This is a genomic window from Pseudomonas sp. SORGH_AS_0211, assembly GCF_031453455.1.
Lineage (GTDB): Bacteria > Pseudomonadota > Gammaproteobacteria > Pseudomonadales > Pseudomonadaceae > Chryseomonas > Chryseomonas aestiva.
The window spans coordinates 1,984,541-1,999,157 of record NZ_JAVIZV010000001.1 but is presented as its reverse complement, the minus strand read 5'-3'; the positions used below and the strand labels follow the sequence as shown (position 1 = coordinate 1,999,157).

The following is a 14,617-nucleotide window of genomic DNA, read 5'->3' as shown; positions in this document are numbered from 1 at the left end:
GAAAAACAAAATGAAGAATCTGCTCCAGCACGTGCAGGCCTTTCTCGCCGTTGCCCGCCAGGGCTCCTTCGCCCGCGCGGCCGAGGAGTTGCACCTGTCCCCTCCGGCGCTCACCGTGCAGATCCAGCAACTCGAAGCCTGGCTGGAGGTGCAACTGCTCGAACGCACCCCGCGAAGGGTCCAGCTCACCACCGCCGGCGAAGAACTGCGCGGCCCCTTGGAGCGCATCCTGGTGGACCTGGGCGATGTCCAGACCCATGCCGGGGACCTGGCGGGTCTGCGCCGCGGGCGGATCACCCTGGCGGCCTTGCCGTCCTTTTTCATGGGTCCCTTTCCCGAATTGCTGAAGACCTTCCAGGCCCGTCATCCGGCCATCGAGGTCCGCCTGCAGGATGTGGTGGCCGGTAGAGTCGAGGCGCTGGTCCGGGAAGGGCAGGTGGATCTGGGCATCGGCGTCCGGCCACGGGCCGTGGGCCTGGACTTCCAGCCGCTGTATGTCGATCACCTGCAGCTGTTCGTCCCTCGCGACCATCCCTGGGCGGGCCGCGCCGAAATCACCCTGGGCGAACTCGACGCCGTACCCCTGCTGCTGACCGGTCGCGACAGCAGCGTGCGCGAGTGCCTGGACTTCGCCTTCGCCGCCGCCGGCCTGCGCCTGGTGGCGGCGCTGGAAGCCAACTACATGAGCACCCTGCTGGCCCTGGTGGCGGCCGGCCAGGGCCTGGCCCTGCTGCCGGAATCGGCGGGCGGCGAGGCCCCGGTGGTGGCCCTGCCGGTCCGTGGCGAGAGCCTGGCCCGGCCGCTGGGCATCCTGACCCCCAGCGGCCGCAGCCTCACCCCGGCGGCTCAGGCCTTCGTCGCCTTGCTTCGTGAGCGGCTGCAGGCAGGCTAATAGTCGAAGGGCTGCCCCAGCTCCTGTTGCAGCCAGTCGAGAAAGCGCCGCACCCGGGCGTAGCGCGAGTGCGCCCGGGGAAACACCAGGTGGTGCGCGGCCACCGGCAGGTCATCGTCCTGGGGCAGGACCCGCACCAGATCGCCGCGGGCCAGATAGTCCGCCGCCAGCACCGTGCTCTCCAGGGCGAAGCCCAGGCCATGGCGGGCGGCTTCCAGGGTCATGTAGGAGCGATCGAAGCTCAGGGTGTAGGGCCGTTCCGGCAGCGCCAGGCCCTGCTGGGCGAACCAGTTGGGCCACTTCATCAGGGTGGCTTCGGACAGGATCAGCTCACTGTGCAGCAGATCCGCCGGTGACCGGACCGGGCGTTTTTCCAGCAACTGCGGCGCGGCCAGTACCGCCAGGCGTTCGCGCTGCAGGGTGCGGATCTCCAGGTTCGGCCAGCTGGGCAGGCCGTGGCGGATGTCGATGTCGACCTTGTCGCGGCTGAAATGCAGGGATTCGTAGGAGCAGGAGAGATTGATCTGCAGATCGGGATGACTTTGGCGGAATAGCTCCAGCCGCGGCATCAGCCAGAGCAGGCCGAAGCTCGGCGCCGAGTGCAGCCGCAGGCACTCCAGGCCGGCATCGCTGGCCGCGCGATCCGTGGCCATCGCCAGGCGGTGCAGCACCTCGCTGACCTCTTCCAGGTATTGCTCCCCGGCCGGGGTCAGGGTCATGCCGCGCGCACCACGGACGAAGAGCGCGCGCCCCACCAGGGCTTCCAGCTTGGCCAGCTGATGGCTGACCGCCGAGGGCGTCAGCGCCAGCTGCTCGGCGGCGCGGGCGACGTTGGCGAAGCGGGCGGTCTGCTCGAAGGCTTGAAGGGCTTTCAGCGGTGGCAGGGAAAGCGTCTTGCCGGAATCCATGGGGCGCGGCTCCTAGGGCCAGTTGGAGGCTGATTGTCGATAGACCTGGCCGGACTGCCAAGTTGCAGGCATGAATTTTATTCAGCACGGTATGACGCAGGCTGCGTTGCTGGGGTCCTGGGGCAGGGGCACTCTGGCCCTCAGCGACAGCCCTCCACAACAACAAGAAGGATAGCGTCATGCCCCTGCACTCCCTGCTGCTGCAAGACAAGATCGCCCTCGTCACCGGCGCCGCTTCCGCGCGCGGCATCGGCCGCGCCACGGCCCAGGCCTTCGCTGCCCAGGGCGCGCGGGTCATCATCCTCGACCTCGATGCCGGCGCGGCGCGGGATGCCGCTGCCAGCCTCGGCGAAGGTCACCTCGGCCTGGCAGCCAACGTGGCCGACGAAGCCCAGGTCAGGGCCGCGGTCGACCAGGCGCTCGCCCAGTACGGTCGCCTCGACGTGCTGGTCAACAATGCCGGCATCACCCAGCCGGTGAAGACCCTGGAGATCGGCCGCGCCGACTACGACCGCATCCTCGACGTCAACCTGCGCGGCACCCTGCTGATGTCCCAGGCGGTGATTCCGGCCATGCGCGAGCAGGGCGGGGGCAGCATCGTCTGCCTGTCCTCGGTGTCCGCCCAGCGTGGCGGTGGCATCTTCGGCGGCCCCCACTACAGCGCCGCCAAGGCAGGGGTGCTGGGCCTGACCCGGGCGATGGCGCGGGAATTCGGGCCGGACGGCATCCGCGTGAACGCCCTGACCCCCGGCCTGATCCAGACCGATATCACCGGCGGCCTGATGCACGACGAGCGCCGCCAGTCGATCATCGACGGCATCCCGCTGGGTCGCCTCGGCGAGCCCCGGGACGTGGCCAACGCCGCGCTGTTCCTGGCCAGCGATCTCTCCGGCTACCTGACCGGCGTCACCCTGGACGTCAACGGCGGCATGCTGATCCACTGATCGCCCCCTCGTTCTCAACGCTCTGCATCGAAGAGGGCGCCCGCGGCTGCGGCGCCCATAACAACAAGAGATCAGACCATGACTACGCTCACCCTGGCAGCGGCCACCTCGGCGCGCGCCAATGCCTATCGCAAGACCGCCTGGCGGCTGATGCCCTTCCTGATGCTGTGCTACTTCTGCGCCTATCTGGACCGGGTCAACGTCGGCTTCGCCAAGCTGCAGATGATGAACGACCTGGCGCTGAGCGAAGCCGTCTACGGCCTCGGCGCCGGCATGTTCTTCATCGGCTATTTCCTCTGCGAGGTGCCCAGCAACATCATCCTGCACAAGGTCGGCGCCCGCCGCTGGATCGCCCGCATCATGATCACCTGGGGCCTCCTGTCCGGGCTGTTCGCCTTCGTCGAGACGGCCTGGCAGTTCTATCTGCTGCGCTTCCTGCTCGGCGTCGCCGAGGCGGGCCTGGCGCCCGGCCTGCTGCTCTATCTGACCTACTGGTTTCCCACCTACCGCCGCGCCCGCATGACGGTGCTCTGGTTCGTCGCCATTCCCCTGTCGGGCATGATCGGCGGGCCGCTGTCGGGCTGGATCATGAATCAGTTCGCCGGCGTCCATGGCTGGGCCGGCTGGCAGTGGATGTTCGTCATCGAAGCCATCCCCACGGTGCTGGTGGGGCTCATGGTGCTCGGCTACCTCAAGGACGGCGTGCACCAGGCGACCTGGCTGGACGACGAGGAAAAGGCGCTGATCCAGAAGGAACTGGCCGAGGACAACCAGCACAAGACCGAACACGCCAGCGTGCGCGACTTCATTCGCGATCGCCGGCTGTGGTTGTTGGCCGCCATCTACTTCTGCGTGGTCATGGGCCAGTACGCCATCACCTTCTGGCTGCCGACCCTGGTGCGCAACTCGGGGGTCGCCGATCCGCTGCACATCGGCCTGCTCACCAGCCTGCCCTATATGTGCGCCATCGTCGCCATGCTGCTGGCCGGGCGCAGCGGCGACCGGCACCGCGAGCGCCGCTGGCACCTGGTGATTCCCATGCTACTGGGCGCCTGCGGCCTCAGCCTTGCTGCGGTCTTCGGCCACAACGTCACCCTGTCGATCCTCAGCCTGTGCCTGGCGGCAGCCGGCATCCTCTCGGCGTCCTCGCTGTTCTGGATGCTGCCCACCACGCTGCTGGGCGGGGTCACCGCCGCCGCCGGCATCGCCGCGGTGAACAGCTTCGCCAACCTGGCCGGCTTCTGCTCGCCCTACCTGATCGGCTGGATCACCACCAGCACCGGCTCCAGCGCCATCGGCATGTTCCTCATCACCGGGGTGCTGGTGATCGGCGCCACGCTGGTCCTGCGCATTCCCGCCGCCCTGGTCAATCGCTAATCGAGGTACAGATCATGACCGCTTCTTCGCCACTACCCGCAACGCTCTCGCTGGCCGAGCGCGCCCACAACATTCGCCGCCATGCCCTGCGCATGGGCCAGATCCAGGGCCAGGGTTATGTCGGCCAGGCCCTGGGCGTCGCCGACGTCCTGGCGGTCGCCTACTTCCATGCCCTGAGCTACCAGCCACAGGATCCCGAGTGGGAAGGGCGCGACCGCTTCTACCTGTCCATCGGCCATTACGCCATCGCCCTCTATGCCGCGCTGATCGAGGCCGGAATCGTGCCGCAGGAAGAACTGGAGACCTATGGCTGCGACGACAGCCGCCTGCCCATGTCGGGCATGGCTGCCTACACCCCCGGCATGGAGATCACCGGCGGTTCCCTCGGCCAGGGCCTGGGCATCGCCGTGGGCGCCTGCCTCGGCCTCAAGCGCAAGCAGTCGAAATCCTTCGTCTACAACCTGCTCTCCGATGGCGAACTCAACGAAGGCGCCACCTGGGAAGCGGCCATGTCGGCTTCCCACTGGCAACTGGACAACCTCATCGCCCTGGTGGACGTGAACAACCAGCAGGCCGACGGCCACTGCCGCGAGATCCTGGCGTTCGAGCCCCTCGCCGAGCGCTGGCAGGCCTTCGGCTGGTTCGTCCAGCGCGTCGACGGCAACGACCGCGAGGCGCTGGTCGCGGCCTTCGACCGGGCTCGCCAGCACCCGGGCGCGCAGCCCCGGATCATTCTCTGCGATACCCGCATGGGCAAGGGCGTGCCCTTCCTGGAAACCCGCGACAAGACTCACTTCATCCGCGTCGAGGCGCACGAATGGGCCCTGGCCCTCGACGCCCTGGATGCCGGGAGGGACTTCTGATGACTACCACCGCCACCAAGCCACGCCTGACCACCTCGGCGATGATCGCCAGCATCGCCGTCGAGGGCCAGCCCACGCGACCGGCTCCCTTCGGTCATGCCCTGGCGGCCCTGGCCGAACAGCGCCAGGACATCGTCGGCCTCACCGCCGACCTCGCCAAGTACACCGATCTGCACATCTTCGCCAAGGCCCATCCCGAGCGCTTCTACCAGATGGGCATGGCCGAGCAGCTGCTGATGAGCGCCGCCGCCGGTATGGCCCGCGAAGGCTGCGTGCCCTTCGCCACCACCTATGCGGTGTTCGCCTCGCGCCGCGCCTACGACTTCATCTGCATGGCCATCGCCGAGGAGAATCTCAACGTCAAGATCGTCTGTGGCCTACCCGGACTGACCACCGGCTACGGCCCCAGCCACCAGGCCACCGACGACCTGGCGATCTTTCGCGCCATGCCCAACCTGATGGTGATCGACCCCTGCGACGCCCTGGAGATCGAGCAGGCGGTGCCGGCCATCGCCGCCCACCAGGGGCCGGTCTACATGCGCCTGCTGCGCGGCAACGTGCCCCTGGTGCTGGATCGCTACGACTACCGCTTCCAGCTGGGCAAGGCCCAGGTGGTGCGCCCCGGTCGCGACGTGCTGGTGGTGTCCACCGGCCTGATGACCATGCGCGCCCTGGAGGCCGCCGAGGCCCTGGCCGCGGATGGCGTGGACGTTTCGGTGCTGCACGTGCCGACCATCAAGCCGCTGGACGAAGCGACCCTCCTGGCGGAAGCCCGCAAGCCGGGGCGGCTGGTGGTGGCGGCGGAGAATCATTCGCTGATCGGTGGCCTGGGGGAGGCGGTGGCGACCACCCTGCTGCGCAACGGCGTGACGCCCACCTTCCGCCAGATCGCATTGCCCGACGCCTTCCTCGACGCCGGGGCGCTGCCGACCCTGCATGACCGCTACGGCATCTCCACCACGGCGGTCTGCCAGCAGATCAAGGGTTGGTTGTAGGGTCGAAAGAGGGCGCCTGGTTACCCTCGGGATTTCGCCGACGGAGCCAGGCGCCGCCAGGGCGATTCGAAGGCTCGACGCCGCCCGCCCATCCGGGCAAGGTGGGCAGCTGTCCTCCATCGCCCGCTGGCCGCCATGTCCGATACCGATGAACTCACCCTGCGCAAGCTGGAGATCTTCCTGGCCTTCATGCGCAGCCGCAACCTGGCACGTGCCGCCGCCGAGCTGGGCACCAGCCATGTCAGCGTGCATCGCGCCATCCACTCCCTGGAAAACGCCCTGCGCTGCCCCCTGTTCAAGCACGAGGGGCGCACCCTGACGCCGCTGGACGGCGCCTTCGTGCTGGAGGCGCGGGCCGAGCGGCTGATGCAGGACCTGGCCGAGACGATACGGCTCACGCGGCAGGCGGCGGGCTTTTCGGCCGATCGCTTTCGCCTGGGCGCGCTCTATTCGCTGACGGTCAAGACCGTGCCCCAGCTGATCATGGGCCTCAAGCTTAGGCGCAGCGAACTCAACATCGACCTGGTGCTGGGTTCCAACGCCGACCTCGCCGAGCAGCTGCACGACTTCAAGCTGGACGCCATGCTGGTGGCCCTGGACGACGCCGTGGTGGATGCCGACTGCGAGAGCGTCGAGCTGTTCAGTGACGACATCTTCCTGGCCGCGCCCAGCGACTCGCCCTTCGCCGACCAGGCCGAGGTGGACCTGCGCGACCTTGCCGGGGTGCCCTTCGTGACCCTGACCCAGGGCTTCGCCACCTTTCGCGACGGCCGCCAGGTGTTCGCCCAGGCCGGGTTCGAGCCGGAGGTGATCATGCAGGTCAACGACATCTTCTCGCTGATGAGCATGGTCAGCTCCGGGGTGGGCTACGCGCTGCTGCCGGGGCGGGTCGAGGCGGTCTACCAGAACCGCCTCAAGCTGTTGCCCCTGGCCGCGCGCTATCGGCTGCAGCAGCGCATCGGCGCGGTGTTCCTGCGCAGCCGCGAGCGCGATCCCAATCTGCTGGCCTTCGTCGCCGAATGCCGGATGTACGCGCGCGGCTAGCCCACCAGCGCCCGTACGCAGAAGAACAGCAGCGATGGCCCCAGCAGGCAGCCCAGGCCGGTGTGGAAGGTGGCGGTGAGGGCGCCATAGGGCACCAGTCGGCGGTCGGTGGCGGCGAGTCCCGCGGTGACGCCGCTGACGGTACCGGCCAGGCCGCCGAAGACCATCGCCGAGCGCGGATTGTCCAGTGCCAGCAGGCGCGCCGAAGCGGGCGTCGCCACCATGACGATGATCGCCTTGATCAGGCCGGTGGCGATGGACAGCGCCATGACGTCTGAGCTGGCACCCAGCGCGGCGCCGGTCACCGGACCGACGATGTAGGTCACGGCGCCCGCGCCGATGGTGGTCATGCTCACCGCGTCGCGGTAGCCGAAGGCCCAGGCCACCGCGGCGCCGACGATGAAGGGCAGTACGGTGCCGAGGAGCAAGGCCACGGCGCCGATCATGCCGGCCTTGCGCGCCTCCGTGGCCTGGACCTCGAAGGCAGTGGCGACAATGGCGAAGTCGCGCAGCATGGCACCGCCCATCAGGCCGATACCGGAAAACAGCGCGAGGTCGGCCAGGCCTTTCTGGCCACCGGTGACGGTGCCCCCGACCCAGGCCAGTACCAGACCGATGACGATGGCGATGGCCGAGCCGTGCACCCGGCCAAAGGTCAGTCGGCGCGAAAGGACCACCGAGATCCACATGATCAGGCCGATCAGTGCGAAGGCGGCGACCAGGCCATTGTGTTGCAGGGCTTTGGTGACGATGTCGTTCATCCTAGCGACCTCCGGCTGGCGCGGCATGGGCGACCGCTGGCGCAGGTGCAACGGCTGCATCCGGCAGCGGTGGTAGCGGTTCGCCGCGATGGCTGCGGCTGATCAGGGCGATGGTCACGCCGCAGATACCCACGGCGCCGACGGCCGCCAGCACTGCCACGGGTCCGCCATGCAGGGCGGTGACCACGTTCTGCTGGGCGGCCATGGCCACCACCACCGGGATGTACAGCGCACCCCAGAAGCCGACGCCGAATTCGCATTCCTTGCTCATGCCGCCATGCCGCACCATGTAGAGCCGGGCGCAGATCAGCAGGAGCATGGCGATGCCTACCCCGCCGACATTGGACTTGACCCCGAGCAGGACGCCCAGGAAGTCGCCGATGATGACGCCTGCAAGCATGCAGACGGCCAGAAGCGCTACACCGTAGATGATCATTGTTGTTGTCCTCGGTTGGGCTTGGTGTGGGGTGAGGCCTGGCACCGCTCTCGCTGCCTACCCTCTCGCTCTTGGGGGAGAGGGTTCAGGTGAGGGCAGCTGCCGTGTTTGAAGGTCTCTTCGGATCCTGTGTGGGTTGGGTGGAAGCCTGGCACCGCGCTCGCTTTTTACCCCCTCTCCCTAGGGGAGAGGGCTGGGGTGAGGGCGGCCGCCTTGTGCGAAATGCTCAGTCCAGTCGTGCCGCCTCCTCGCGCCGCAGCGCGTCCAGGGTGTCGGGGTGGGTATCCTGCCAGGCCAGCACGCCGCTGGCGGGCAGCACGCGCCTGGCCAACTGGGTGAGGACGCTGCCGGGCGCCAGTTCGATGGCCAGGCGCACGCCGCGCTCGCGGGCGGCTTCCAGGGTGGCGTGCCATTCGATGGGCCGCGCCATGTTGAAGGCCAGGTCGTCGCGCAACTGCTCGGCACGCACCAGCCGCCGTGCCGAAGTACCGCTCAGATAGGCCAGCCGAGGCGCGCGTAGCTCGACCTCGGCGAAGGCCTGGTCCAGGGTCCGGGCCGCTTCGGCGAGCAGCGGGCAGTGGGACGGCACGCTCATGGCCAGGCGCTTGGCCGCCGCGGCGCCCTGGGTACGCGCTGCCCCGGACAGCACGGCCAGGCCGGCGTCGCTACCCGCGACCACGTATTGCTGCTCGGCGTTGGCATTGGCCAGGTACAGCGGCGCGTCAGGCCGATGGTGATTGGCGACCAGGCGTTCCACCGTGCCGCGGTCCAGACCGAGTACGGCCAGCATGCCGTAGCCGGACGGATAGGCTGCCTGCATCAGCTCGCCGCGACGGGCCACCAGGCGCAGGGCGTCGGCGAAGTCCAGGGCCTCGGCCACCACCGCCGCGGGATAGGCACCGATGGACAGCCCGGCCACCAGCTGTGGCGCCGGTCCGCGGCTCAGCAGCAGGCGCGCGGTGGCGACGCCGGCGATCAGCAGGCAGAGCTGCACGGCGCGGGTGTGTTCCAGGGCCTGGGCGGAGTCCAGGTTCAAGGGATCGATGTCCAGCACCTCGGCGGCTTCCGCCAGGGTGCGCCGGACCTCGGCGTCCTCGGGCAGGGTATGCAGCATGTCGGGACGCTGGGCGCCCTGGCCGGGAAACTGGAAGAAGGTGCTCATGCGGCGCGCGCCTCCGGCCAGGGATCGCTCGCCAGCCGGGGACCGGCAGCGGTCTTGAGCAGCACGCGTGGGGCGTCTCCGGCCCAATCGGCCAGGGCTACGCCGCCGAGTGGGGTCTCCAGCAGGATGTCCAGGCGGCATAGCGCCTGCGCTTGCAGGGACGCCAGCAGCGCCCGCGCCTGCTCGCGCGGCAGCGGGGTTGCGCAGCGGATCAGCAGATCCAGATCGCTCCCCGCATGCAGGGCTGGCCAGCCAGAGGCCAGCTCGTAACCCGCGGCGCCGGTGGGGCCCCAGGGCAGGCCGATGTCATCCAGTAGGGTTTGCACGCGGGCAAGGGTGTCGAAGACGGGCAGATCGCGGCAGCCGGCCGAGATCCGCAGGTGTTCAGGAGAGCACCGCTCCAGCACGGCACCAGGTTCCAGCCAGGTCCCCAGCCGCTCAGCGCGGGTGGCACCCCGTAGGCCGACGGGGATGCGGCCAGGCTCGGGCACCGCGCGGCGCACCACCACCGGCAGGCCAGCCTGGGCGACCTGGTGGGCCCAGAGTGGAGCGTGCGGGGGCAAGGCGTCCGGGGTCAGGCCCCAGAGCAGGTCGTGGGGCCTGTGTTGGGCTTCGCGTTGCTCAACCCAACCTACCGGAGCAGCGTAGGTTGGGTTGAGCGCAGCGAAGCCCAACGGGCCCATGCGCCCGCTCATCACGCGTTCCATCCCGCTCGCAGGCGTTCGCGTACTGCGCGAGAGGCCGCGCGATTGGCGCCGTCCAGCCGCAGTTTGAGATCGGTGGCGCCGCTGGCGAGTACATCGGCCTGGGCGTCGGCCAGGGCCTGGCGTACCTGCTGCAGATCTTCGCCCGAGGGCTGGTCGGGCTGGACGACCTCCAGCTGGCGCCAGAGCAGACCCAGGGAGGCATAGCTGTCCAGGTCGTAGGCCATGGGCGGGATGTCCGCCGCCAGGCGCTCCAGCTCCTCGACACTGCGCAGGGTCACGCGCGCGGCCGAGGCCTTGCCCATGGCGTGCACCTGCACCTGGGGATCACGCAGGGCCAGCAGCCGATTGGCCTGGTAGCCGTGGGCCAGAAAGCCCCCGGACATGGCCTTGCCCACCAGCAGGCCCAGTACCGGGTGCCCGGCCAGGCGCGCCTCGGCGTAGGCGCCAGAGGCTCCGGCCAGGGCCTGGTGGATGCCATAGGCCTCCTCGCGGCGACCATAGGCCTGGCTGGGAACGTCCACCAGGGCGATCAGGGTGCGTTTCACCGCGGCGCCAGCATCCTCGGCGATGGCCTGCTGAATGGCCCGGGCCAGGCCCCAACCCTCCAACAGGCCGACCTGGCCCTGGCGAGCACGAGGAAAGGGATTTTCGGCATCCGCTACCACCGCCAGCCAGCGTGCGGGGCGTCCTGCCAGTTCGAGGTCGGCGACGCGCAGGGAGGCGGGCAGGCCGGTGACGGCCTCACCCTGGCCGGCCAGCGCCTGGAACCAGGTCAGGCCGCGTTGCGAAGGCTGGGTGCTCATGGCTGGTCTCCGGCATAGAGGTGGCGAACCGCCGCGGCGTCCGCCTGGGGACGGGTGTCGAGATCGGCAAGACGCGTCAGGTTGTGGTCGGCCCGCTGGCTGCGCAGGGGGGCGGCAGCGCCCTGGGCGAAGCCCTGGCGGATGGCGGCGGTCACGGCGGCGCTGTCGTCGGCGACGAAGACGTCGGCCAGGCCCGTGGCGACCCGCTGCTCGCCGCCGGTCAGGCTCCAGATGAAGGGGCGATCGCGGGAATCGTATTCCTCGATGCCGGCTTCCTGCTCGATCACCTGGGGACCGTTGAGCCCCAGGCGGGCCTCGCGGGTAACGATCAGCTGACTGCACAGGCCCGCGGCGATGGACATGCCGCCAAAGCAGCCGACGCTGCCGGCGATGACGCCGATGACCGGCTGGTGCGCGCGCAGGGCGACGATGGCCGCCTGGATCTCGGCGATGGCCGCCAGGCCCAGATTGGCCTCCTGCAGGCGCACGCCGCCGGTTTCCAGCAGCAGCACCGCGCGGGTCGGGGTGCCGGCGAGGTTGTCTTCCTGCGCCAGCTCCAGGGCACCGGCGATCTTGGCGCCGCCCACTTCGCCCATGCTGCCGCCCTGGAAGGCGCCCTCGATGGCGCAGACCACTACCGGCTGGCCGTCGATCAGCCCCTTGGCCACCACCACGCCGTCATCGGCCTGGCAGACGATGCCCTGCTTGGGCAACCATGGCGACATCAGTCGTTCGAAGGGTCCGACCAGCTCGCGAAAGCTGCCGGCATCGAGCACCACACGGGCCCGCTCGCGGGCGCCGAGTTCGACGAAGCTGCGGCTGTGCAGCAGCTCCTGGACATCGGGAAGAGGGGCTTCAGCCATGGGTGCTTTCCTCCAGGTCGAGGGTTTCCAGGCCCTGCTCCAGGCGCAGGCGCACCACGCCAGGGGTGGCGCCGAAGTCATGGATGTCCAGGGTCAGCGCCGGCAGGTCCTCGCGGGCGGCGAACAGCCGGTCGAAGAGGGCGCGCCAGCGCGGTTCGCTGCCGTTGACCGAGGTGGTCACCTTGAGGGTGAAGTCGGCCGTGGCGGGTTCGAGCAGGACTTCCAGGTCCCCCGAGCCGACACAGCCCACCAGGGCGCGACCCTGGCGGCGCTGGCTGGCCGGATAGCTGCAGGTGAAGTGTTCCATCAGAGGTCTCCAGGGAGCCGCGGCTCCAGGCGATCGACGAGAAGGGTGGCGGCCAGCAGATCGGCGGCGCCGCCGGGAGAGGCATTGGCGGCCAGCAACTGGCGGTCCAGGGTCAGCAGTTGGCGGCGCCCGGCGAGACTGGCGCTGCCGCCGGCCTGCAGCACGGCGCGGGCGCCCTGCTGCATGGTGGTGAGGGCCGCGGGGCCGGCGCGGTGCAACACACAGGTATCGTCCAGCGCGGTCATGATGGCCAGGAGCGCATCCAGGCGGGCGTTCTGCTCGCCGGCACCGGCCTGGCGGCTGGCGCGCAACTGCGGCAGCCCGCGCTGGTGGATGGCGGGAAAGCCCGCGGCGGCCTCGGCCCGGGCGCCGCCCACGCCGTAGCGCTGGGCGACGCGCTGGCCATGGCTGGGCGCCGCCTGGGGCGCCGCGGGATCGGGCAGGCTGGCCAGGCGCCCGGCCGCCAGGCACAGCGCCTGGGCCGAGGCCGGACGTTCATGCACGGTCGCCGTCACCAGCAGCCCCAGCGCCCAGATGGCGCCGCGGTGAGTGTTGACCCCATGGGTGACCTGCAGCATGGCGGCTTCGCCGTCACGCCCCAGTTGGCCGATCAGGCGGCGCAATTCGGCGGCGGGCAGGTCCTGCTCGGCGGCTTCGGCCATGGCCTGGAAACAGGGCTGCAGGGCCTGGGCCGAGGTCAGCATCAGGCCGAGGCTGAGGTCACTGTGGGCGCCCTGGCCGCGGCGATCCACCAGGGCCGGCTTGGGCGAGAGTTCGGCTTCGTCCACCAGCGCGGATACGGCCAACTCGGCCAGGCGTTCGGCGGGCGATGAGGTACGGCGGGCGAGGGCGCGCATCACCAGCTCCTGAACTTGGCCGGGGGTTGATAGAGGCCGCCCGACCACTCCACCAGCTCGCCGATGCTCTTGGCGGCGAGCAATTCGCGACTGGCATCGGTGCGGCGGATGCCGAGGTCCTCGGGCAGGGCCACTAGGCCTTCCTGGCGCAGGCGGCGGGCCTCGGCCGGATCGCTGCGCAGGCCGATGGCGGTCACCCCGGCTACCGCGGCGATCATCGCCCGGCGCTCTTCCAGGGAGCGGGCGCGGTAGAGATAGGCGATGCCTTCTTCGGTGAGCAGGTGGGTGACGTCGTCGCCATAGACCATGATGGGCGCCAGCGGCATGCCGCTTTTGCGCGCCACCTCCACGGCATCCAGGGTGTCGACGAAGGTGGGTTTGCCGCCTTCCTGGAAGGTCTCGACCATCTGCACCACCAGCTTCCTGCCGCGTTCCAGCAGGGCGGGCGCGCTGTCACCGGTCTGCTGCCGCATGTCCAGCCAGGCCGGGGTGGGGTGACGCCGACCGTGCGGATCATGGCCCATGTTGGGCGCGCCACCGAAGCCGGCGAGGCGCCCCCGGGTCACGGTGGAGGAATGGCCGTCGCCATCCACCTGCAGGGTGGCGCCGATGAAGAGGTCCACGGCGTACTGACCGGCCAGCTGGCAGAGCAGCCGGTTGGATCTCAGCGAGCCATCGCGACCGGTGAAGAAGACGTCCGGACGCTGGGCGATATAGCCCTCCATGCCCAGCTCGGTGCCAAAGCAGTGCACGCTCTCCACCCAGCCGCTCTCGATGGCCGGGATCAGCGTGGGATGCGGATTGAGGGTCCAGTGCCGGCAGATCTTGCCCTTGAGGCCCAGGCGCTCGCCGTAGGTGGGCAGGATCAGCTCGATGGCCGCGGTGTTGAAGCCGATGCCGTGGTTGAGCGACTGCACCTGGTGGCGTTCGTAGATGCCGCGGATCGCCATCATCGCCATCAGCACGTGCACCGGCTTGATGTGGCGCGGATCGCGGGTGAACAGCGGCTCGATATAGAAAGGTCGATCGGCCACCACCACGAAGTCGACCCAGTCCGCCGGGATGTCCACCCGCGGCAGCTCGGAGACATCGTCCACCAGCTGGTTGACCTGGACGATGACGATGCCGTCGCTGAAGGCGGCCGGCTCGATCAGCGCCGGGCTGTCCTCGGTGCTGGGGCCGGTATAGATGTTGCCAGCGCGATCGGCCATGAAGCCGGCGCTGAGCACCACCTTGGGGATCAGGTCCACCAGCAGCCGGGCATAGAGTTCGATGTAGGTGTGGATGGCGCCGACTTCCAGCAGGCCGTCTTCCAGCAGCTGGCTGATCCTCAGGCTCTGGGTGCCGGCAAAGGAGAAGTCCAGCTTGCGGGCGATGCCGCGCTCGAACAGGTCCAGGTGCTCGGCGCGGCCGACGCTGGGCATGATCATGTGCAGGTCGTGCAGCCTGGTCGGATCGACCTGGGCCAGACTGCGGGAGAGGAAGTCGGCCTGCTTCTGGTTGTTGCCTTCCAGCACCACCCGGTCGCCGGGGGCCAGCAGATTCTCCAGCGCGGCGACGATGGAGGCGGTGGGCAACACCTTGCCATCGGCCAGCGCGGCCACCCGGTCCAGGCGCTGCTGCTTGTCGCTGCGGCGCCTGGCGATCCGAGCCGGTGGGGAGGATGTCGTTGTCATTGGGGTCTCCACGAATCACCTG

At 69.4% G+C, this 14,617-nt stretch carries 16 protein-coding genes; 6 read left to right on the top strand and 10 right to left on the bottom strand.

From position 1 onward, the window contains the following. The first annotated feature begins 10 nt into the window (after positions 1-10). Positions 11-892 carry a LysR family transcriptional regulator gene (locus QE393_RS09365; protein WP_310043135.1) on the top strand — a complete coding sequence of 294 codons (882 nt, stop codon included), beginning with the start codon at positions 11-13 and terminating at the stop codon, positions 890-892. On the opposite strand, the gene QE393_RS09360 is transcribed toward QE393_RS09365, so the two are convergent. Beyond that, positions 889-1,800: a LysR substrate-binding domain-containing protein gene (locus tag QE393_RS09360; protein ID WP_310043132.1), complete on the bottom strand. Its 912-nt coding sequence runs from the start codon at positions 1,798-1,800 to the stop codon at positions 889-891. The genes QE393_RS09365 and QE393_RS09360 overlap by 4 nt on opposite strands. Before the next feature lie 194 nt (positions 1,801-1,994). On the opposite strand from QE393_RS09360, the gene QE393_RS09355 reads away from it, so the two are divergent. The 5 genes from QE393_RS09355 to QE393_RS09335 all read left to right on the top strand — a co-directional run bounded on the left by QE393_RS09355 (position 1,995) and on the right by QE393_RS09335 (position 7,023). Next, positions 1,995-2,744: an SDR family NAD(P)-dependent oxidoreductase gene (locus QE393_RS09355; RefSeq protein ID WP_273806334.1), complete on the top strand. Its 750-nt coding sequence runs from the start codon at positions 1,995-1,997 to the stop codon at positions 2,742-2,744. 78 nt (positions 2,745-2,822) lie between these two features. Further along, complete coding sequence (locus tag QE393_RS09350; protein ID WP_273806307.1) at positions 2,823-4,121, top strand: MFS transporter; 1,299 nt, start codon at positions 2,823-2,825, stop codon at positions 4,119-4,121. 14 nt (positions 4,122-4,135) lie between these two features. Continuing rightward, positions 4,136-4,984, top strand: a complete 849-nt coding sequence (locus tag QE393_RS09345; protein ID WP_310043130.1) for a transketolase — start codon at positions 4,136-4,138, stop codon at positions 4,982-4,984. Next, positions 4,984-5,979 (top strand): transketolase family protein, encoded by a 996-nt coding sequence (locus QE393_RS09340; RefSeq protein ID WP_310043129.1) that lies wholly within the window; start codon positions 4,984-4,986, stop codon positions 5,977-5,979. Before QE393_RS09345 ends, QE393_RS09340 begins: the two co-directional genes overlap by 1 nt. Positions 5,980-6,114: 135 nt before the next feature. Further along, a complete protein-coding gene (locus tag QE393_RS09335) occupies positions 6,115-7,023 on the top strand; it encodes a LysR family transcriptional regulator (protein WP_273806310.1) in 909 nt (302 codons plus the stop codon). Here the strand turns inward: QE393_RS09335 and madM are convergent. From madM to mdcA, 9 genes are all read right to left on the bottom strand, one after another. Further along, entirely contained in the window at positions 7,020-7,784 is a 765-nt protein-coding gene (gene madM, locus QE393_RS09330) for a malonate transporter subunit MadM (RefSeq protein ID WP_059315062.1), read from the bottom strand. The genes QE393_RS09335 and madM overlap by 4 nt on opposite strands. Position 7,785: 1 nt before the next feature. Then, entirely contained in the window at positions 7,786-8,220 is a 435-nt protein-coding gene (gene madL / locus QE393_RS09325) for a malonate transporter subunit MadL (RefSeq protein WP_273806311.1), read from the bottom strand. 226 nt (positions 8,221-8,446) lie between these two features. Beyond that, positions 8,447-9,382: a malonate decarboxylase subunit epsilon gene (mdcH, locus tag QE393_RS09320; protein ID WP_310043125.1), complete on the bottom strand. Its 936-nt coding sequence runs from the start codon at positions 9,380-9,382 to the stop codon at positions 8,447-8,449. Next, positions 9,379-10,065, bottom strand: a complete 687-nt coding sequence (locus QE393_RS09315; RefSeq protein ID WP_310045621.1) for a malonate decarboxylase holo-ACP synthase — start codon at positions 10,063-10,065, stop codon at positions 9,379-9,381. The genes mdcH and QE393_RS09315 overlap by 4 nt, the downstream gene beginning before the upstream one ends. Before the next feature lie 11 nt (positions 10,066-10,076). After that, positions 10,077-10,892, bottom strand: coding sequence for a biotin-independent malonate decarboxylase subunit gamma (mdcE, locus tag QE393_RS09310; protein WP_310043122.1), 816 nt, complete (start codon positions 10,890-10,892; stop codon positions 10,077-10,079). Next, a complete protein-coding gene (locus QE393_RS09305) occupies positions 10,889-11,755 on the bottom strand; it encodes a biotin-independent malonate decarboxylase subunit beta (RefSeq protein ID WP_310043120.1) in 867 nt (288 codons plus the stop codon). The genes mdcE and QE393_RS09305 overlap by 4 nt, the downstream gene beginning before the upstream one ends. Next, positions 11,748-12,062 (bottom strand): malonate decarboxylase subunit delta, encoded by a 315-nt coding sequence (locus QE393_RS09300; RefSeq protein WP_310043119.1) that lies wholly within the window; start codon positions 12,060-12,062, stop codon positions 11,748-11,750. Before QE393_RS09300 ends, QE393_RS09305 begins: the two co-directional genes overlap by 8 nt. Continuing rightward, positions 12,062-12,919: a triphosphoribosyl-dephospho-CoA synthase gene (locus QE393_RS09295; protein WP_310043117.1), complete on the bottom strand. Its 858-nt coding sequence runs from the start codon at positions 12,917-12,919 to the stop codon at positions 12,062-12,064. Before QE393_RS09295 ends, QE393_RS09300 begins: the two co-directional genes overlap by 1 nt. Beyond that, on the bottom strand, positions 12,919-14,595 hold the full coding sequence (gene mdcA, locus QE393_RS09290) for a malonate decarboxylase subunit alpha (protein WP_310043114.1): 1,677 nt from the start codon (positions 14,593-14,595) through the stop codon (positions 12,919-12,921). Before mdcA ends, QE393_RS09295 begins: the two co-directional genes overlap by 1 nt. Positions 14,596-14,617 lie beyond the last annotated feature (22 nt).

What these genes read in the sequence shown, in the direction of transcription:
- QE393_RS09365 (WP_310043135.1), top strand. Translation starts at nt 11, where the DNA reads ATGAAGAATCTGCTCCAGCACGTGCAGGCCTTTCTCGCCGTTGCCCGC.
- QE393_RS09360 (WP_310043132.1), bottom strand. Translation starts at nt 1,800, where the DNA reads ATGGATTCCGGCAAGACGCTTTCCCTGCCACCGCTGAAAGCCCTTCAA.
- QE393_RS09350 (WP_273806307.1), top strand. Translation starts at nt 2,823, where the DNA reads ATGACTACGCTCACCCTGGCAGCGGCCACCTCGGCGCGCGCCAATGCC.
- QE393_RS09345 (WP_310043130.1), top strand. Translation starts at nt 4,136, where the DNA reads ATGACCGCTTCTTCGCCACTACCCGCAACGCTCTCGCTGGCCGAGCGC.
- QE393_RS09340 (WP_310043129.1), top strand. Translation starts at nt 4,984, where the DNA reads ATGACTACCACCGCCACCAAGCCACGCCTGACCACCTCGGCGATGATC.
- QE393_RS09335 (WP_273806310.1), top strand. Translation starts at nt 6,115, where the DNA reads ATGTCCGATACCGATGAACTCACCCTGCGCAAGCTGGAGATCTTCCTG.
- madM (WP_059315062.1), bottom strand. Translation starts at nt 7,784, where the DNA reads ATGAACGACATCGTCACCAAAGCCCTGCAACACAATGGCCTGGTCGCC.
- madL (WP_273806311.1), bottom strand. Translation starts at nt 8,220, where the DNA reads ATGATCATCTACGGTGTAGCGCTTCTGGCCGTCTGCATGCTTGCAGGC.
- mdcH (WP_310043125.1), bottom strand. Translation starts at nt 9,382, where the DNA reads ATGAGCACCTTCTTCCAGTTTCCCGGCCAGGGCGCCCAGCGTCCCGAC.
- QE393_RS09315 (WP_310045621.1), bottom strand. Translation starts at nt 10,065, where the DNA reads ATGGGCCCGTTGGGCTTCGCTGCGCTCAACCCAACCTACGCTGCTCCG.
- mdcE (WP_310043122.1), bottom strand. Translation starts at nt 10,892, where the DNA reads ATGAGCACCCAGCCTTCGCAACGCGGCCTGACCTGGTTCCAGGCGCTG.
- QE393_RS09305 (WP_310043120.1), bottom strand. Translation starts at nt 11,755, where the DNA reads ATGGCTGAAGCCCCTCTTCCCGATGTCCAGGAGCTGCTGCACAGCCGC.
- QE393_RS09300 (WP_310043119.1), bottom strand. Translation starts at nt 12,062, where the DNA reads ATGGAACACTTCACCTGCAGCTATCCGGCCAGCCAGCGCCGCCAGGGT.
- QE393_RS09295 (WP_310043117.1), bottom strand. Translation starts at nt 12,919, where the DNA reads ATGCGCGCCCTCGCCCGCCGTACCTCATCGCCCGCCGAACGCCTGGCC.
- mdcA (WP_310043114.1), bottom strand. Translation starts at nt 14,595, where the DNA reads ATGACAACGACATCCTCCCCACCGGCTCGGATCGCCAGGCGCCGCAGC.